At 72.4% G+C, this 17,598-nt stretch carries 15 protein-coding genes and 2 pseudogenes; 6 read left to right on the plus strand and 11 right to left on the minus strand.

Annotation, left to right across the window (positions count from 1 at the left end; all coding sequences use genetic code 11):
* Window positions 1-63: 63 nt before the first annotated feature.
* The gene (gene pdxR / locus OG802_RS08670) at window positions 64-1,506 is read left to right on the plus strand and encodes a MocR-like pyridoxine biosynthesis transcription factor PdxR (RefSeq protein ID WP_329408749.1); all 1,443 of its coding nucleotides are present in this window, start codon (window positions 64-66) and stop codon (window positions 1,504-1,506) included.
* Between the two features lie 369 nt (window positions 1,507-1,875).
* On the opposite strand, the gene OG802_RS08675 is transcribed toward pdxR, so the two are convergent.
* Entirely contained in the window at window positions 1,876-2,151 is a 276-nt protein-coding gene (locus tag OG802_RS08675) for a DUF397 domain-containing protein (RefSeq protein WP_256919290.1), read from the minus strand.
* Window positions 2,152-3,012: a helix-turn-helix domain-containing protein gene (locus OG802_RS08680; protein WP_329408754.1), complete on the minus strand. Its 861-nt coding sequence runs from the start codon at window positions 3,010-3,012 to the stop codon at window positions 2,152-2,154.
* A 267-nt stretch (window positions 3,013-3,279) separates the two neighbouring features.
* Here OG802_RS08680 and OG802_RS08685 point away from each other — a divergent pair.
* The 3 genes and pseudogenes from OG802_RS08685 to OG802_RS08695 all read left to right on the plus strand — a co-directional run.
* Window positions 3,280-3,798, plus strand: a pseudogene (locus OG802_RS08685) (ATP-binding protein); the annotation flags it as partial.
* A gap of 434 nt (window positions 3,799-4,232) precedes the next feature.
* The gene (locus OG802_RS08690) at window positions 4,233-4,679 is read left to right on the plus strand and encodes a hypothetical protein (protein WP_329408756.1); all 447 of its coding nucleotides are present in this window, start codon (window positions 4,233-4,235) and stop codon (window positions 4,677-4,679) included.
* A 492-nt stretch (window positions 4,680-5,171) separates the two neighbouring features.
* Window positions 5,172-7,037, plus strand: a complete 1,866-nt coding sequence (locus OG802_RS08695; protein ID WP_329416996.1) for an ABC transporter ATP-binding protein — start codon at window positions 5,172-5,174, stop codon at window positions 7,035-7,037.
* Here the strand turns inward: OG802_RS08695 and OG802_RS08700 are convergent.
* The 3 genes and pseudogenes from OG802_RS08700 to OG802_RS08715 form a co-directional block, all read right to left on the minus strand.
* Window positions 7,000-7,218 carry a hypothetical protein gene (locus OG802_RS08700; protein WP_329408758.1) on the minus strand — a complete coding sequence of 73 codons (219 nt, stop codon included), beginning with the start codon at window positions 7,216-7,218 and terminating at the stop codon, window positions 7,000-7,002. The two genes, OG802_RS08695 and OG802_RS08700, sit on opposite strands and share 38 nt — an antisense overlap.
* A 531-nt stretch (window positions 7,219-7,749) precedes the next feature.
* Window positions 7,750-8,292 (minus strand): annotated as a pseudogene (locus OG802_RS08710) (DUF899 domain-containing protein); the annotation flags it as partial.
* A 400-nt stretch (window positions 8,293-8,692) separates the two neighbouring features.
* The gene (locus tag OG802_RS08715; protein WP_329408762.1) at window positions 8,693-10,681 is read right to left on the minus strand and encodes an FUSC family protein; all 1,989 of its coding nucleotides are present in this window, start codon (window positions 10,679-10,681) and stop codon (window positions 8,693-8,695) included.
* Between the two features lie 373 nt (window positions 10,682-11,054).
* Here OG802_RS08715 and OG802_RS08720 point away from each other — a divergent pair, with 373 nt between their 5' ends.
* Window positions 11,055-11,300 (plus strand): hypothetical protein, encoded by a 246-nt coding sequence (locus OG802_RS08720; RefSeq protein WP_329408763.1) that lies wholly within the window; start codon window positions 11,055-11,057, stop codon window positions 11,298-11,300.
* Window positions 11,301-11,524: 224 nt separating this feature from the next.
* Here OG802_RS08720 and pip read toward each other — a convergent pair whose 3' ends face one another.
* From pip to OG802_RS08735, 3 genes are all read right to left on the minus strand, one after another.
* The gene (gene pip / locus OG802_RS08725; RefSeq protein WP_329408765.1) at window positions 11,525-12,481 is read right to left on the minus strand and encodes a prolyl aminopeptidase; all 957 of its coding nucleotides are present in this window, start codon (window positions 12,479-12,481) and stop codon (window positions 11,525-11,527) included.
* 41 nt (window positions 12,482-12,522) lie between these two features.
* On the minus strand, window positions 12,523-13,290 hold the full coding sequence (locus tag OG802_RS08730) for a uracil-DNA glycosylase (RefSeq protein ID WP_443055204.1): 768 nt from the start codon (window positions 13,288-13,290) through the stop codon (window positions 12,523-12,525).
* A 630-nt stretch (window positions 13,291-13,920) separates the two neighbouring features.
* Window positions 13,921-14,619: a class I SAM-dependent methyltransferase gene (locus OG802_RS08735; protein ID WP_329408767.1), complete on the minus strand. Its 699-nt coding sequence runs from the start codon at window positions 14,617-14,619 to the stop codon at window positions 13,921-13,923.
* A gap of 385 nt (window positions 14,620-15,004) precedes the next feature.
* Between OG802_RS08735 and OG802_RS08740 the strand changes: the two genes are divergently transcribed.
* The gene (locus OG802_RS08740) at window positions 15,005-15,271 is read left to right on the plus strand and encodes a DUF6343 family protein (RefSeq protein ID WP_329408769.1); all 267 of its coding nucleotides are present in this window, start codon (window positions 15,005-15,007) and stop codon (window positions 15,269-15,271) included.
* 118 nt (window positions 15,272-15,389) lie between these two features.
* Here the strand turns inward: OG802_RS08740 and OG802_RS08745 are convergent, their stop codons facing one another.
* The 3 genes from OG802_RS08745 to OG802_RS08755 form a co-directional block, all read right to left on the minus strand.
* Window positions 15,390-15,770: a tetratricopeptide repeat protein gene (locus OG802_RS08745; RefSeq protein ID WP_329408771.1), complete on the minus strand. Its 381-nt coding sequence runs from the start codon at window positions 15,768-15,770 to the stop codon at window positions 15,390-15,392.
* Window positions 15,771-15,820: 50 nt separating this feature from the next.
* Entirely contained in the window at window positions 15,821-16,441 is a 621-nt protein-coding gene (gene coaE / locus OG802_RS08750; RefSeq protein ID WP_329408773.1) for a dephospho-CoA kinase, read from the minus strand.
* 150 nt (window positions 16,442-16,591) lie between these two features.
* A complete protein-coding gene (locus tag OG802_RS08755; RefSeq protein WP_329408775.1) occupies window positions 16,592-17,530 on the minus strand; it encodes a PAC2 family protein in 939 nt (312 codons plus the stop codon).
* Window positions 17,531-17,598 lie beyond the last annotated feature (68 nt).

The raw sequence follows: 17,598 nt of genomic DNA on the forward strand, positions 1-17,598 counted from the left end.
GGCCGACCGGTCGGGCGGGAACCGGCCGACGGGCTCGAAAGACCGCCTGTAGGGTGCGTTTCCATGGGGGATTCGTGGGTCGATTCGGCGGAGCGGATCGGTGCCGACCTGCACCTGGAGCCGACCGGACCGGGCGGTCGGCGCGCTGCCCTGATCCGGGCACTGCGCGAGGCGGTGCGCGGTGGACGACTCGCTCCCGGGACGCGGCTGCCGCCCTACCGTTCACTCGCCGCCGACCTCGGCGTGGCCCGCAACACGGTGGCGGACGCGTACACGGAGCTGGTCGCGGAGGGCTGGCTGACCGCCCGGCAGGGATCCGGCACCCGGGTCGCCGACCGGGCCGCTCCGCCGCGCCCCGCCGAACGCCCGCCGGTCCAGGCGCCCACACGCGCGCGTGGCCCGCGGCACGACCTGCTGCAGGGAACGCCGGACGCGTCGTCGTTCCCGCGCGCGGCCTGGCTGGCCTCCTACCGTCGGGCTCTGCAACAGGCGCCGAACGAGGTGTTCGGCCCCGGCGATCCCGCCGGCCGCCTGGAGCTTCGCAAGGCACTGGCGGAATACCTGGCCCGCGCGCGGGGCGTGCGCACCGACCCCGGACGCGTCGTGATCTGCTCGGGCTTCGCCCACGCGCTGCGTCTGCTGTTCGCTCCGGGCGGTGCGGGGCTGCGCGGTCCGCTGGCCGTGGAGGCGTACGGGCTCGGGTTCCACCGTGAGCTGCTGGCCGCGGCGGGCGTGCGCACGGTGCCGCTGCCGCTGGACGAGGACGGGGCGCGCGTCGACCGCCTGGGGCGCGAACGGGCCGTCCTCCTCACTCCGGCGCATCAGTTCCCGACCGGTGGCCCGCTGCACGCGGCGCGCCGGACCGCCGTCGTCGACTGGGCACGCGCGCGGGGCGGGCTGCTCGTCGAGGACGACTACGACGGGGAGTTCCGTTACGACCGCAGACCCGTCGGGGCGGTGCAGGGGCTCGATCCCGAGCGGGTGATCTACATCGGTTCGGTGAGCAAGAGCCTGTCGCCGGCGGTGCGCCTGGGCTGGATGGTGCTCCCCGAGCGGTGCGTCGACGGCGTCCTCGCCGCCAAGGGCGAGCGGGAGGCCTGGGCGAGCGTCCTGGACCAGCTGAGTCTGGCCGACCTCATCGCGTCGGGGGCCTACGACCGTCATGTGCGGCGGATGCGGCAGCGCTACCGCGCGCGCCGGGACCGGCTGGTCGCGGCGCTGGCCGCCCGGGCGCCGCACGTCGAGGTCACCGGTGTGGCGGCCGGTCTGCACGCGGTGCTGCGGCTGCCGCCCGGCAGCGAGGGAGCCGTGGTCGGGGCGGCCGCCGAACAGGGCGTCGCGCTGGACGGCCTGTCCGCGTTCCGGAATCCGGCGACGGACATGGCGGCGCACGACGGTCTCGTCGTGGGCTACGCGACGCCGTCGGAGCACGCCTACGGCGCGGCGCTGGACGCCCTGTGCCGGGTGCTGTCGTCCGCTGAGCGCCCCAGGCCCGCCTCCGAGTGAGACGGGCAGCCCCGGCCCCCGCTGGGCGCGAGGGCCGGCGCGCCCCCGGTTCCGCCCTGGCGCTGCCCAGGACTGTCGGGTGGCCGGGTCTGCCCGGTCATGAGCCACGCGAAAAGGATCTGAAACGGTGAGTGATCGCGTCAGTACTCACCTGGACGGGACGTCAGGCCACATCACCAAACAAGAAATGCAGTACATACAGCGCTGAGAAATCAAAAGGGATAAAGCAATAAGGGAGAGACGAATCGGGACGGGTGAGGGAGGGACGGGAGTGCGGGACGGGCGGAGACGCGGGAGAGGAGAGGAGAGGAGACGGATTCAGAACAAGCAGAGAAACGGGCCGGACGGCGTCGTGGCCGCACGGTCGGCTCAGGAGAGCAGGAAGTCCGCCTCCCCCGCCTTGGCGCCCTGGATGAAGGCCGTCATCTCGTCGGACGTGTAGATGAGGGCCGGGCCGTCGGGGTCGGTGGACTGGCGGACGGCGATCCGGCCGTCGGCGAGCTTCATGGCCTCCAGGCAGTTCCCTCCGTTGCCGCCGCTCCACGGCTTGTGCCAGCCCTCGCTGCCCAGGTCCCGGGCGGGCATGCCGTTGTAGATCCGCTGAGCGCGGCCCCGCGGCCTGGACTGGGTCTTGATGCGGTCCATTCACAACTCCTTGCGGACATCCCGGAGGATCTCCTTCGTGCGATGTGCTGTAGCGGCCTGCGCCGCCATGCGGTCCATGACCTCCAGGTGGGTCGCCACCTCGGTGCGCGCGTCGAGGTAGACGGCGCCGGTCAGGTACTCGCTGTAGACCATGTCCGGAAGCTCCGGCATGGCGAATCGGAACAGCACGAAGGGCCCGTACGTGCCCGGATGCGGCCCGTTGGCGAACGGGGCGACCTGCAACGTGACATTGGGCAGCTTCGCGGCCTCGAGCAGTTTGTCGATCTGCCCGCGCATCACCTCCGGGGCGCCGACCGGGCGGCGCAGCACCGTCTCGTCCATGACGACCCACAGCCTGGGCGCGTCCTCGCGGGTGAGCAGCCCCTGGCGCTGCATGCGCAGGTCGACCAGGCGCTCGATGTCCTCCGGCCGGGTCTGGCCGATGGCGCCGGACCGGAGCACACCGCGCGCGTAGTCCTCGGTCTGGAGCAGGCCGGGGACGAAGTGGGGCTCGTACTGGCGGATGAGGGCGGCCGCGCCCTCCAGGCTGACGTGCATGGAGAACCAGCCGGGCAGGACGTCGTGGAACCGCTGCCACCAGCCGGGTCTGTTGGCCTCCTCCGCGAGCTGGACGAAGCCTTCGGCCTCCTCGTCGGTGATCCCGTAGGCCTTCAGCAGCAGCTGGAGGTAGGGGATCTTGAGGCTGACCTCGGCCATCTCCATGCGGCGGACCGTGGCGGGGGCGACACGCAGGATGCGGGCGGCTTCCTCGCGCTTGAGCCCGGCGCGTTCCCGCAGGTCCAGCAGACGCCGACCGAGGACGACCTGTCCGACCGTCGGCGCGGACCGCGGTTCGCTCACGCTCCACCTCCACGAAAGAGCCGGGCCGGCCGCGCGCCCGGGCCTCACGGGCCCCGATCCGGCCGGTCACGAAAGATCCCGACAGCCCTACGGCGCCCGTCGAGGACCGATCGGACGATCCGTGCGAATGTGCACGGATCTCCGTTGATCCCGACAGGCGCCGTTCAACGTGCTGTTGCGAGCAGTGTGCCATGGCCCTCGACCGCGTCACACAGCACTCTGCAATTTCCAGAGTGACACTTGCCAAGTGTTCATGGCGGGGCGATAGTGGCAAGCGTGATTCCGTCCGCGCCCTTAGGAACAGACGCCGCCGCAGGCCGCCCCCAGGGTCTCGGTGCCAGCGCGGGAGCAGGCCCCGACCAGGCCGCTGCCGAGCGCCGGTTCCGATTCGAACTGGCCGCCCATCCGGGTTCCCCCGCCCAGGCCAGACGCCTGACGAGGGCCCGGCTGACCGGCTGGTCGGTGTGCGAGGACACCTGCGACACCGCCGCCCTGGTCGTCTCCGAGCTGGTCACCAACGCGATCGTGCACACCGCGAGCGACGTCGTCGTCTGCGAGTTGCACGACGGCGACGACCTGGTCCGCATAGCCGTGCGGGACCAGGGCTGCTCGCCGGACGAGCCCCACCCCTCACCGCAGCGCCCCGAGGAGGAGCACGGCAGGGGGCTGCTGCTCGTCGAGGCGCTCTGTCACGCCTGGGGCGCTCAGGAGCACGGGCTCGGCCTGCTGGTCTGGGCCGATCTGCTCCGCAAGGCCGACGCCCCGCGCGATCCCGCCGAACCCTGCAACGACCTCGGCGTCACTCCCGCGGTCGACGCCCACCACCTTGCCGACGCCCACCACGGCGGCCTCGCCGAACTCCTCGACACCCTGGACGAGTTCCCCGGCGGCTCGTCCGAGCCGCACGGCGACCCGGACGAGCCGCGCAACGACCTCGGCTGGGGCGCCCGCCCGAAGCCCGGCCCCGTCGACGGCTCGGACGACGACAACGAGCGCCCCGAGCAGCGGCACGGGGGCGACGCCCACCACCCGGCCGTGCCCCGGCCGCACGCCTCCGCCTCCGCCTCCCCCTCGACGCCCGCGGACAGACCGCTTCCGCGCGTCGCGCCGCAGTGGCACCGCACCGCCGACCACCAGGGATCCGACGACCGCGGCGGATGGACGCCCGGCCACCCCGCCCGCGCCCTGCCTCTCGGGTACGGCCGCGAGCGGGGACGAATATGAGCACCGTGCCCCGCCGGGCACCCCTGCTCACTCTCGACACGCTCCTACGCCTGAGGCGTGACACGGGCGCCTCCTCAGCCGCCGGACCCGTCCGCCGGCTGACCCTGCCCGAAGGCATGACGGCACCCCTGGGCTGCGACGCCGTCTCGGTCCCGACCCGACTCGGACGACTCCTCATGCCGAGGTTGCAGCGGACTGGGTGCGTCTACGCCGACCGGGCCCACTGGTGGTGGCTGGTGCCGTCCGACTCCGACTACGCCCTGGAGTGGCCGGCGCCCGCGCAGTACGTCACGGGCGCGATCCTCCCGGACGCCTCGCGCGCCCCCGAGCTGATCCACCGACCCGACGGCACCCTCCCGTACACCCCGCCGATCCCCCTCTATCTGACCCTGTGCCGTCTCACCGGGGCGACGCCCACCTGGTCGCGGCCGATCAGCGCCTGACCCCCGCACCGTCCCCATCAGCACCTGGCCCGCACCGCTTCCCCGGGCCCGGTCGACCGCACCGGCCCGGCGCACGCCCGCGCTTCCCGCCTTCCCCCTCCTGCGCCCTGCCCTCACCCGGTCCCGTCCCGCGATAGTGGCCGTCGTCCGGCTATCGCGATCGGGAGGCCGACGGTGGGACAGGTACGGCGGCGGCAGGGGCAGGCGCAGGAACACGAGCAGGGGCGAGGGCAGGGCCAGAGACAAGGGAAGAGGCAGGGACAGGGGCGCACGGCACGGCAGACGAAGCAGGCGGACCGAGCGGACCAGGCGGCCCAGGCGGACCAGGAGGACGCGGCCCCGCCGTACGGGCCAGAACAGGCACAGGCGGGCACGGCACAGCAAGCGGACACGGCTCAGCAGGCGGGGGACACCGGCTGCCGGGGCGACGGCGACGAACGTGACGTCTCCGATTCGGAGCACCTGCTGTTCGGCGGACCGCTGCGCTACGACATGGGCTGGAACCAGCACACGGACGCGTTCCTGGAGCTGAACTTCCGCGCCATGGTGACCCGGCTGCCCTCCCTGCTCACCGCCAGTCTGCGCCTGGCCCGGCAGGCCGACCCGGCGGCCGCCCGGATCGTCCTGTCCGCCGAGATCGCCCGGGGCGTCATGCAGGCGATCAGCCTGCTCGCGGTGAACACCGTGCTGAGCCGGCTCATCACCGGCGGCCCGATCGACGAGCGGCTGCGCGGCGCCGTCCCCGCCCTCGGCGTGATGGCCGCCGTGCTCCTTGCCGGGACCCTGCTGCGGGCCGCGTCGACGTACGCCACCGGCCGGCTGGAGCCCAAGGTGGAGCGGGTGGCGACCGAGCTGTACCTGGAGCGGGCGGCCGCGGTGGAGCTCGCCGCGATCGAGGACCACGCCTTCCACAAGCTGCTGGACACCGCGCAGTACGGGGCCCGTTCCAGCCGCTACATGATCAGTCATGGCACGCGCGTGGTGAACGCGATGATCTCGCTGGCCGCGTCGGCCGGCGTGCTGACCGTGCTGCACCCGCTACTGCTGCCGCTCCTGGTGACGATGACGCTGCCGAGCGCCTGGAGCGCCCTGACGAACGCCCGGCGGCGCTACGAGTCGTTCCACACCTGGGTGCAGCACGCGCGCGCGGGGCACCTCATCGCCGGTCTGCTCACCGAGCCCGCGGCCGCGCCCGAGATCCGGGTGCACGGGGTCGGCCCGTTCCTGCTGCGGCACTTCCGCGCGATGTCGGAGACCGCGGAGGCGGAACAGGCCCGGCTGGCCCGGCTCGCCGCCCGCACCGGACTGATCGCGGCCACCTGGACGGGACTGGCGACGCTCGCGACGTACGCCACCCTCGGCGCACTGCTGCTCACCAAGACGATGGCGCTGGCGGTGGCGGGCACGGCCGTGATCGCGATCCGGGGCGGCTCGGCGAGCCTGAACACCCTCGTCCTGGAGGTCAACCAGCTGCACGAGGAGGCCCTGTTCGTGGGCGATCTGCAACGGCTCTACGTGGAGGCGGCGGAACGGGCGATCCCGGTCGGCGGGGCCGCCCTGCCCGACGACCCGCGCGAGGTCCGCTTCGAGCACGTCTCCTTCGGCTATCCCGGCGAGTCGGCACGCCCCGCCCTCGACGACGTGACGCTGTCCCTGCCGCTGGGCCGCATCATCGCGCTGGTCGGCGAGAACGGCTCCGGCAAGACCACCCTGGTGAAGCTGCTGGCCGGACTGTACAAGCCGGACCGGGGGCGCATCCTGTGGGACGACGTGGACGCGGCGGACGCGGACCGGCACGCGCTGGCCGAGCGCATCGCGATGGTGGCGCAGGACTTCAAGCGATGGCCGTTCACGGCCCGCGTCAACGTGGCCGTGGGCCGCTCCGCCGCCCCGCTCACCGAGGAGCGGATGGCCGCCTCCATCGCCGAGGCGGGCGCCGAGGAGGTGGTCGCCGACCTGCCGCGCGGCCTGGACACCCTGCTGGCCCGGCATTTCAGCGGCGGCCACGAGCTGTCCGGCGGCCAGTGGCAGCGCCTCGGCATCGCCCGGGCGGCCTACCGGCGCGGGCGCATCCTCATCGTGGACGAGCCGACAGCGGCCCTGGACGCACGCGCCGAGCTGGAAGTCTTCGAGAAGATCCGCGCGCTGGCCGACAGCGGCCAGACGGTGGTCCTGATCACCCACCGGCTGGCGTCGGTCCGGCACGCGGACCTGGTGCACGTCCTGGACCAGGGGCGGCTGGTGGAGTCCGGCACGCCGCAGGAGCTGCTGGCCGACGGAGGTGTCTACGCCGAGCTGTACGCACTGCAGGCCGAGCAGTTCACGGTGCAGTCGCCCGCTCCGTCACAGGCGGGCTGACCGCTCGCTGCGGGGCTTCGCCGCCCCGCACGACCACCAGGAACGTGTCCGAGGCGAGGTCCATGACGACCTCGGCGGCCAGCCCCTCCATGCGCCGGGCATGCGCGAACTCCTCCGCCGGCCACGAGCCGCGCGGCCCGCCCGCGGGAAAGCGTTCGAGCACCGTTCGCCCGTTCACCATCTCGCCACCTACCTCCGATAAGCATGGTGCTTGTAGGAGTTAACGCTCTTGGGAGGTGGAACGCCTCGGCCAGTTGCGGGACTGAGACGTACTTGACACGGGTTCATCGCGGAGCGTGAGAATCCGGTCACCTTGCGAACACGCCGGGCACTCTTCGTGTCAGAAGTCGTACTCGTCGTGATATCGCACGGGGGTGCCCGGCGCGGCCCCCGACACCGTCAGCTCCAGCAGACCGACCACCGAGCCCAGCCGGCCGAGACCCCCCTCCCACGCCCCGCACATCCTGAATGTCCCGTATTCGTCCCGTTCTTCGAAGTCCCCGCCGCGCACTCCGGGCTCCCCACCCGGTTCGCCGCCCGCCTCGCCGTTCTCCTCGGGCTCGCCGGTTCCGTCCGTCCCGCCGGGCCCGCGCCCCTGACGGTTCCCGTATGCGCCGCCGCTGCCGTACGCGTCACCGCTCTCGTATGCCTCGCAGTCCTCGTGTGCCTCGCAGTCCTCGTGTGCCTCGGAGTCCTCGTATGCCTCGCGGTCCTCGAAGGTCGAGTAAGTGTGGAAGACGCGGTCGCCGTCGCGCAGGAAGCAGCTGATCCCGGCCCGCTCGACGAGGGTCCCGCCCCGCCGCAGCGTCGCCTCGAAGTCGTCGTTGAAGTCGTCCTCGTACGAGGAGTACCAGGGCAACGGCCAGCCCATCCGCGCCTTGAAGGGCAGGATCGCGGTGAACGGCGCCCGGGAGACGACGGCGAACGACGTGTCACGCGCGTGCAGGTGCGCCAGATGGCCGACCTGGTCGAGGAAGGCCGAGCAGCCCGGGCAGCCCGCCTCCCACCCGGGCGCGAACATGAAGTGGTGGACGACGAGTTGCCTACGGCCACGGAACAGGTCGAGGAGCCCGGCCTTGCCGTCGCCGCCCTCGAAGACGTACTCCCCCGCGACCTCCACCATGGGCAGCGCCCGCCGCTCGGCGTTCACGGCGTCCCGCGCGCGTGCCACCGCGTCCTCCTTGGCCCGCAGTTCCCGCCGCGCGGCACGCCACTCCTCACGCGAGACGATCTGCGGCAGTTCCGGATACGCCATGCCTGCCCCTTCTGTCCAACGGTCTGTCGCGGGGAAGACTTGCGGGCTCCGCGGAACTCATCGCCGTCCCGGAACGTATTCCAGACATCCCGCCGGGTTGTGACGGATGCGGTGAGGCGGGAAGGCAGTGCGGTCAGGCGGGGAGGCGGTGCGGTGCGACGGGGAGGCGGTGCGGTGAGGCGCAGTGAGGCCGAGGCTGAGCAGAGGTTCGGGCGAAGGTCGTGGTGCTGGCGGTGAGTGCGGTGCTGGGCGAGGGGTGGGTGCGGTACGGGCGGTGGGTTCCGTGCGGATCGGAGGAGGCGTGTGGGCGGCGGACCGCATCCGAGTTGCCCGCCCGTCATCCGCCGTCCGCCGCCCGTCATCCGCCGTCCGCCGTCCGTCGCCCGCCGTCCGTCCTCCGTCATCCGACCGGTTGCGGCCGTGGGGCGGGTTCGGGCAGTCCCACCCGTCGTCTGCCCTCCGCGAGTTCGTCGAGGAGTTCGGCGAGCCGCTCCCGGTGCTCGTCGGTGAGCGTTCCGGCGTCGTCGAGGTGGACGGCGCAGGCGGTGGTCGTGTCGACGAGCCGTTCGAGGACGGCGGCGACCTCGTCGGTGCCCTCCGTGTGCCGGGCCACGGCGGGCAGTTCGTGAGCGGCCAGGGCGCTGGCCGTGCGGGCTTCGGCGAGCGTGCGATAGGCCTCGCGACGCAGGGTCCAGCGGGTGGCGCGCCCATCGGAAGCGACATCACGCACGGAGCCGTCCTCACGCACAGAGCCGTCGTGGCGCACAGGGCCGTCGTGGCACGTAGGGCCGTCGTGGCGCGTAGGGCCGTCGGAGGCCTGGGAGTCGGCGAGGACGTGCACGAGGTAGGCGTGCGCGGCGTCAGCGGCGGCGGCAAGCCGGGCCCGCACCTGCCCGCCCCGCTCCCCCGGCATCGGCAGATGTCCGACGATCAGGACGATCGCGCAGGCCAGCAGGGTCTCGGCGATCCGCGCGGCGGAAGCCTGCGGCTCCCCGCCCACCATCACCAGGGAGAGCACGAGCACGGTGGCGACGGCCGTCTGCGCGGCGAAGTGCCGGATCGACACGGGGATGAGCGCCCCGCACAGCGCCACCAGGGCCACCAGGCCTCCGGGCCGGGGCAGCACCGCGGCGAAGCCGGCGAAGAGCAGTGCTCCCAGCACGGTCCCCGCCGCCCGGCACAGCACACGTGACGCCAGCGGCCCGAGGTCGGGTTTGACCAGGAAGACGGCGGTGGCGGGCAGCCAATACCAGTGGGTGTGCCGGCCGTACCACTGGGAGTGGTAGAGGGCCTGCGCGACGGCGGCGCCGACCCCGAAGGAGAGCGCTACCCGCAACCCGTACTCACGGCCGCCCGCCCCGAAGGCGGCGCGCAGCAGCGCGCGTGCGCCGCGCCGACGCGTGTGCAGATCGCCCCCGCCGCCCTGATCGAACGCGTCGGCGGCACGCAGAAGGGCGTCGTCCAGGGCGCGCAGGGCGGGCCCCGACCGAGAGGGCGCGGGCAGCGGCCCGGCGGGCGCGCTCTCGCGCACCGCGGAGGCGAGCTGCCGGGGCCCGGCGGAGGACCGTTCCGAGAGGGGCTCCCCGGCCCACGCGAGCGCCGTCGCCGCCTCGGCGAGCGGCAGCGCGGCGGCGTACTGCGCGTGCAGCCTGCGCTCGGCCGAGGAACTGGCGTGGCGCCGCAGCCGCGGGCCCGCCAAGGCGTCCTGGGCATGGTCGAGGGCGGCGGTGAGCGCGGCACGGCGGGCGAGCGCGTCCTCGGCGCCGGCCGCGTCGATGAGTTCCGCGACCGCGTCGTACACGCGGGCCACCGCGTCGCGTTCCCCGTCGAACCGGAAGTCCCCGGTCATCGCGCCGGGCGTGGGCAGCACCAGCCTCAGTGCCAGCAGCCAGCCGGCTCCGACGAGAAAGGCGAGGGCACGGGACCAGCCGGACTCCGGAACCGGCATCCCCGCCCCGATCGCGGCGCCCACCAGCAGTTGGGTCCCCGCCCCGGAGGCGACCGGCCCGACCGCGCTCATCTTGCCCGCCAGCAGCCCGAGGCCGGTGAGGACGGCGGTCAGCGCGACGGCACCGACCCGGTCCCCGACATACACACCGACCAGGAGCCCCGCCGCCCCGGCGAGCGCGGGCGCACCGAGCCGCTTGACGGACACCCGCCGACCGCCGGGACGGTCGTTGATCCCGGCCAGCATGGCGGCGACCGCGGCGACCACACCGAGCGAGGTGCGGTCGGCGAGCACCGCGGCCAGCAGCAGCGGCCCCGCCGCCAGCGCCCCTCGGGTGACGGCGTTCCAGGGGACGGGCCCGCGCTGGGCGCGCAGCGCGTGCGCGAACCAGGGCGGCAGAACGGAGTGTGCGCGAGCGGGATCATGCGGGCGCGAAGACACGGAGCTCCTGTCGAGACGAGGGCGGGGTGCGCCTTCGGGCGACGGTGGCCGGGGCGGTCAGCTGTGGCTGAGTGTCCACGGTAGGCGGTCGGCCCGCGCAGATCGGGCCGGTTGCGTTTCAGCCAGGTGACGAGTGCGCCGAATCCCGCGTTCTTTATGAACGCAACCCCGGACCGGACCTGAACCCGGCGACCTGAACCCGGCGATTCGACGTCCGGCGGGGGTGCAGTGAACGAGAGGCGGGAGCTCGGGCGAGGACGGCTCGGGACCGGTCAGCGGCGGTCCATCTCGGGGGCGTTGTCAGTGGGGCGCGCTTCAATGGAAGAAGTCGTCACAGAACGTCACCATCGAGTGCGGGCGGGGGGAGCGAACCTTGGTGAGGTACGAGGAGGACGGGCGGCGGTATGTATCGCTGGCCGGACTGCGGATGCGCGGTTGGTCGGGTGCACTGGTGCACCGGCTGCTGGGGCCGCCGGACCGGCTCAGCATCGACCCCCGCGCGCGAGCCGCGCCCCAAGTGCGCCTGTACCGCGTCGAACGGGTCGAAGCGGCCGAGCGCGGGGAGGAGTTCCGCGCGGGACGCGCCCCTCAGGCACACGGGCCCGAGGAGCACCCATGAGCACGGCGAGGCAATCGCCGACTCTCCCCCACTCGCCCCGCTACCCGTCCGACCCGTCCGACCCGGCGGGCCCGGCGGGCCCGCACGGCCTCCGGCCAAGCCGGTGGAACCGGCCCCGCCTTCGCCCTCGGCCCCAACAGCCCACGTCCTGCAAACTGCGACTTCGGCCAACGACCCCACCGGCCCCGCCAGTCACTGCTGTACCGCGCGAGCGGGCGTAGGCCTTACCTCCCGGCGTATCTGTCGGTGGCCGCCACCAGCATCTCGGCCATGCCCCGCCCCCGCGTGCCGTGCCCCGCGTGGTCGACGATGATCAACTCGCTGCCCGCCCAGGCGTGCTGAAGCCGCCAGACGATGCCCAGGAGGTTCCCGAAGTCGAGACTGCCCTGCACAAGGGTGCCGGGCACGCCGTCGAGGAGATGGGCGTCGCGCAGAACGGCCTCCTCCCCGTCCAGGAAGTGACCATGGCCCCAGTAGTGGGTGACTGTGCGGGCGAAACCCGCCCTGAACACCGGGTCCTCGAACCGCTCGACGGACCTCGGCGGGGCCGGGATGGTCGCCGTCTCCCAGTCCGTCCACGCTCGCGCGGCCCGTTCACGCACACCGGCGTCAGGGGATTCGAGCAGTCTGCTGTACGCGGCCGCGAGATTGCCGTCCCGCTCCGCGCCCTCCGGCACCTCCGACGCAAAGCGCTCGAAGGCTTCCGGGAACACCTTTCCCAACCCGCGCGTCAGCAGCTCCACTTCGGCGTCGGAACCGGTCGCGACGCCGGTCAGCACCAGCTCGCTCACCGCCCCGGTACACGTCTGCGCATACCGCAACGCCAGCACCGACCCCCACGACACCCCCCACACCAGCCAGCGCTCGATCCCCAGAGTCCGCCGCAGCAGTTCGAGATCGGCCACGAGGTGCGCCGTCGTGTTGACGCTCATGTCAGTGCCGTACACGCTCGCGTGCGGGGTCGAACGGCCACAGCCCCGCTGGTCGAGCAGCACGATCCGATAGGCGGCGGGGTCGAACAGCCGCCGCATATACGGGGTCGCCCCGGACCCCGGACCGCCGTGCAGCATCAGTGCGGGCTTGCCCCGCGGATTGCCGCAGGTCTCCCAGTACACGTGGTTGCCGTCCCCGACGTCCAACATGCCGTGCTCATACGGTTCGATCTCCGGATACAGGCCCATCGCGACACCGTACGATCCCCGCAGCGCCCCCGTCGCAGGGATTACCGCCCCGCGGCCTCGGCGCTCCCTCCTGCATCGGCGGCCTCAGCAGCCTCAGCGGCCGCGCGCAGCACATCCCGCAGCATCGCCGGGGTGAGCCTGCCGGTGAAGGTGTTGCGCTGACTGACGTGGAAGCAGCCGAAGACGTCCAGACCGCCGCCGCCGTCCGGGTCGTCGAGCGGCACACGCACCCCGTGCCCGAAGGCCGGCCGCGGCCGGGGCACGCTCCAGCCCGCCTCGGCGAACGCAGGCAGGGCGGCCTGCCAGCCGAAAGCTCCGAGCACCACCACCGACCGCACCGTCGGCCGCAGCAATCGGAGCTCCTGCACCAGCCAGGGCCGGCACATGTCCCTCTCCCCCGGGGTCGGCTTGTTGGCCGGTGGCGCACAGTGCACGGGCGACGTGATGCGCACCCCGTACAGCTCCAGCCCGTCGTCGGCGGCCACGGACGTGGGCTGGGAGGCGAGCCCCACGTCGTACAACGCCTGGTAGAGAACGTCGCCGGACCGGTCGCCTGTGAACATACGGCCCGTACGGTTGCCGCCGTGCGCCGCCGGGGCGAGCCCGATGATCAACAGCCGGGCGTCGGACGGACCGAACCCGGGCACGGGCCGCCCCCAGTACGTCCAGTCCGCAAAGGCCGCCCGTTTCGTACGGGCCACCTCCTCACGCCACTCCACCAACCGAGGACACGCACGGCACCCGGCGATCCGCCGGTCGAGCAAGCCCAGGCCGGAAGCAGCGGGAGCAGACCCGTCAGCGGAGGCCAACCCGGAAGCTGAGGCCAACCCGGAAGACCGGGTAGGCCCGGAAGAGGGGGCTACGGAGCCTACGGGGGGTGCGCCGGCTGCTGACGGGGTTGGAGCCGGATCGGAGGGAGTGGAGGCGTCCATGTCTCCACCGTAAGGCGATGTCGGAGGAATCCAGATCAAGGAGGGGCCCTCCCCCTCCCCCCTCCCCCCTCCCTCCCCGCCCTCCCCCTCCCGCCTGCTCCCCAGCGCGGCTCACCCGCCCCGCACGGCCCGCTCGGCGCCTCGACGCGCCCGGCACCCTCACCGCGGGCACGCCCACCACAGCTGGAACGCTCTCCACGGCCGGACGCCGACCGCCGCCGGCACCCCCACCACCGCCGAACGCCCACCACCCGCCGACACGGCCCAGCACCGCTGGCGCGCCCACCCCCCGCCGACACGCCCCACCACCGCCGAAGGCCCAGCTCGCCGACACGCCCCACCACCGCCCAACGCCCCCCGCCGAACGCCCAGCACCCGCCGACACGGCCCAGCACCGCTGGCGCGCCCACCGCCGCTGGCACGCCTCAGCGCCCGGGCATGCCCGGCACTCCCGACCCGTCCCCTACGCCTCGCGTCGCCCTCACTGTCCTCACTGCCCTTGCCGCCTCACTGCCTCCCTTGCCGCACTGCCCGCACCCAGATCCGGTCCTGGGTCAGGTACCGGTCCACGCGCAGGCCCGCTTCCGCGAGCGCTTCTTCGAACTGTTCCCTGGTCAGTGGGCGCGTCCGGAAGGTCTGGGTCCAGACCGCGTCGGGGAATGCGTACTCCGCGCGGACGGTGTGGACGCCGTTTTCGGTGGGTCCGGCCGACGCTATGCGCACGGTGAAGCCGCTGGGGTCGACGCGTTCGCGAGGCAGGTCGGAGTGGTAGTTTTCGCCTTCCCGTTGGATCAGCACGCAGCCGCCTTCCGCGAGGTGACGTGTGCAGGCCCGGAGCATCCTTCGCCGTGTGTCGTTGTCGCCGTTGTGCACGAGGAACGACGCGAGCATCACCACGTCGAACGTCTCGCCCAAGTCGAGGTCCTCGATCGGGCTGCATATCGTGCGTGCGCCCTGGACTCGTTCCAGCATGTCGGCGGACTCGTCCACCGCTGTGACGGTGAACCCTCGTTGCAGCAGGGCACGGGTCACCCGCCCGACGCCGCTGCCCAGTTCGAGGATGTGGGCGCCTGGGGGCACTGCTGAGGAGATGATGTCCGGCTCGTCGCCCACTGGCAGGCGGGAGTAGAACTCGACCGCGCAGCCGTCCGGGGTGATCGCACCAGGTCCGGTTCCCTCGTATCCGTCTCGCATGTGTGGCGTCATGTAGAGCGAACGGACGGGCTGGGGGCGGCTGTTCCGGGTTCAGCGGGGTTCACTCGTTCGAGGGAGTGGGTGTTCGTTCGAGCCCTGGGTGGCCTGCTTCGGCAGTGGCGACGTCAGTATCGGCGGTAGCGGCAGCCCGCCAGCCGGCGCCTGCACCGGCATCCCCTGCTGTCAACGGTGACGGATTTCGCAAGGACGACGGGTTGCAGCTCCGGGTTGCAGCTCGAGCCAGCCGCGTCCGACGTACCAGTGGCCGCCCTTCTGGACGGGTGGTCGAGGAGGGCTCGTCCCAGGACGGTCCGGCGGGGCAGCCGGTCCGGGGGTACGTCTTTGTGGAGAACGTCCGAAGCGCGGAGTACGTTTGCAGGGAGGAGCGATTTCCACGATGCGTACGGGTAGTGAGCCGGTGACCGCGCGCAGTGCGCTGCGGTTGCGTCTGGGGTTGGCCCTGTGGGGCGTGGCCTGGACGCTCTTCGGGATGATCGCGTTCGCTCTGGTGGGGCGTCCGGGCTGGGCGGCCGTGTGCGGGGCGCTGTGGGTGGTGATCACCGTGGATCTGGCGATGGTGATCCGGCACATCCGGCAGGGCCCTCACTATCAGCCGGGCCGGGACATCCCGCCGTATCTGCCGCCGGAGCAGCGGCGCCGCTGAGGTGGGCGATGTGGTCTGCGATGGGGCGGTGGCGCGCTCGGGGCGCGGACGGGCCACTGGGCCGAGACGTCGTCGGGGGCGCGTCGTCGGGGCGTCGCCGGAGGGTGGTCGGGTGTCGTCAGGTGTCGAAGCGCGCTGCCTTCAGGTACTGCGGGTTGGGGTCGAGTGCCGCGGCCAGCCGGAAGTGGCGTTTGGCCTGGTCGTCTCGGCCTTGGCGTTCGTAGGTGCGCGCGAGTGCGAAGTGGGCGAACGCGTTGTCCGGTTCGCGTTCCAGCACCACGGTGAACTCGAGTTCGGCGGGCCGTAGTTGCGCGGCGGCGAAGAAGGCGCGTGCGCGCAGCAGGCGGGCGGCGGTGTTCTCGGGGTGCGCGGCGATGACTTGGTCGAGCAGTTTCACCGCGCCCCGCGGGTCCCGTGCGGCGAGCAGTTGCTCTGCGGCGCGGAAGTCGATGACGTGCGTCTCCGGAGTACGTCCGGTCGAACCTGCGGTATCGGGCACGGAAAAATCCTTCCCTTGCTGGAAGGGTTCAACGCGCGCGGCCGCGGGCCCTATTCCTGGGAGGTCTCGCGGGTGGTGCGGGCTCTGCGGACGAGGTCGTTCCATACGTCGGTGACGCGCCGGTGGAGTTCGGGGAGGGGTACGTCGTTGTCGATCACGATGTCGGCGATCTCGCGGCGTTGTTCGCGTGTGGCCTGGGCGGCCATGCGGGCGCGGGCGTCCTGTTCGGTCATGCCGCGCAGGCGTACGAGGCGGTCGAGCTGGGTGTCGGGGTGCGTGTCGACGACGATGACGAGGTCGTAGAGGGGGGCGAGGCCGTTCTCGGTGAGGAGGGGGACGTCGTGGACGACTACGGCGTCGTCGGGGGCGGACGTCTCGAGTTCGCGGGAGCGGGCGCCGACGAGGGGGTGGACGATCGAGTTGAGGAGGGCGAGTTTCTCGGGGTCGGCGAAGACGATGGAGCCGAGGCGGGGGCGGTCGAGGCTGCCGTCCTCGGTGAGAACGTCCTCGCCGAAGGCATCGATGACGGCCGCGAGGCCCTCGGTTCCGGGGGCGACGACGTCGCGGGCGATGCGGTCCGCGTCGATCAGCACGGCGCCGTGTTCGACGAGCAGCCGGGACACTTCGCTCTTGCCGGCGCCGATTCCGCCGGTCAGGCCCACCTTCAGCATGACGGGAAGCTTAGGGCCTGCCGGTGACATCGCACCCGGCAGGCCCTGGATCGCCTCCGCGGGACGCGCCGCCGCAGGACGGCATCGCCCGCTGTGTCGGTGTGTGGGGTCGTGCTGGAGACGCGTGGCGCGGGCGACGTCGGCGGCGGCTCAGGCTTCGCCTTCGCGTTCGGCGAGGAATCGTTCGAATTCCTGCCCGATCTCGTCTGCGGAGGGGATGTCGACGGGTTCGGCGAGCATGTTGCCGCGGCTGTCGGCGCCGGCCGCCGCGTCGTACTGGTGCTCCAGTCCTTGGACGAGGCTGGTGAGTTCCTCGTCGCCTTCCTGGATCTGGCGGTCGATCTCGGTCTGCGTGCGGTGGGCGTCGGTGCGCAGCGAGTGGGCGACGCCGGGCAGGACGAGGCCGGTGGCCGCGGTGATCGCTTCCAGGACCGTGAGTGCCGCGTCCGGGTAGGTGGAGCGGGCGATGTAGTGGGGGACGTGCGCGGCGACTCCGAGGATGTCGTGGCCGGCTTCCATGAGGCGGTATTCGATGAGGGCCTCGGCGCTGCCGGGGACTTGGGCCTCGTCGAAGGGGCTGCGGTGGCCGGGCATGAGGTCGGTGCGGTTGCCGTGTGGGGTGATGCCCACGGGGCGGGTGTGGGGGACGCCCATGGGGATGCCGTGGAAGTTCACGGAGAGGCGGACGCCGAGCCGTTCGACGATCTGCTTCACGGCGACGGCGAAGCGTTCCCATTCGACGTCCGGTTCGGGGCCGGAGAGCAGCAGGAAGGGCGCTCCGGTGGTGTCCTGGACGAGGCGCACTTCGATGGTGGGCTCTTCGTACTCGGTCCACCGGTCGCGCTTGAAGGTGAGCAGCGGGCGGCGGGCGCGGTAGTCGACGAGCCGGTCGTGGTCGAAGCGGGCGACGAGTTGGTGGGGCAGCGAGTCGAGCAGCCGGTCGACGATCTGGTCGCCGGTCTCGCCCGCGTCGATGTATCCGTCGAAGTGGTAGAGCATGACAAGGCCGGCCGATTCCTGGGCCAACGCCATGTCGACGACTGCCAGGCCTTTCGGCTCCCATGCGTACAAACCCTGCGGATCAAGCACTTGGACCGCTCCTCCTCGTGTTCTTAGAGGACAACGCGCTTGGCGGCGTGGGCATTCCCGCCGGACGA

The sequence above is a fragment of the Streptomyces sp. NBC_00704 genome, from assembly GCF_036226605.1.
Taxonomy (GTDB): domain Bacteria; phylum Actinomycetota; class Actinomycetes; order Streptomycetales; family Streptomycetaceae; genus Streptomyces.

Coding starts and splice junctions, on each gene's coding strand:
- OG802_RS08735 (WP_329408767.1), bottom strand. CDS start 14,619: ATGACGCCACACATGCGAGACGGATACGAGGGAACCGGACCTGGTGCG.
- OG802_RS08675 (WP_256919290.1), bottom strand. CDS start 2,151: ATGGACCGCATCAAGACCCAGTCCAGGCCGCGGGGCCGCGCTCAGCGG.
- OG802_RS08700 (WP_329408758.1), bottom strand. CDS start 7,218: ATGGTGAACGGGCGAACGGTGCTCGAACGCTTTCCCGCGGGCGGGCCG.
- coaE (WP_329408773.1), bottom strand. CDS start 16,441: ATGCTGAAGGTGGGCCTGACCGGCGGAATCGGCGCCGGCAAGAGCGAA.
- pdxR (WP_329408749.1), top strand. CDS start 64: ATGGGGGATTCGTGGGTCGATTCGGCGGAGCGGATCGGTGCCGACCTG.
- OG802_RS08740 (WP_329408769.1), top strand. CDS start 15,005: ATGCGTACGGGTAGTGAGCCGGTGACCGCGCGCAGTGCGCTGCGGTTG.
- pip (WP_329408765.1), bottom strand. CDS start 12,481: ATGGGCCTGTATCCGGAGATCGAACCGTATGAGCACGGCATGTTGGAC.
- OG802_RS08695 (WP_329416996.1), top strand. CDS start 5,172: ATGGGCTGGAACCAGCACACGGACGCGTTCCTGGAGCTGAACTTCCGC.
- OG802_RS08690 (WP_329408756.1), top strand. CDS start 4,233: ATGAGCACCGTGCCCCGCCGGGCACCCCTGCTCACTCTCGACACGCTC.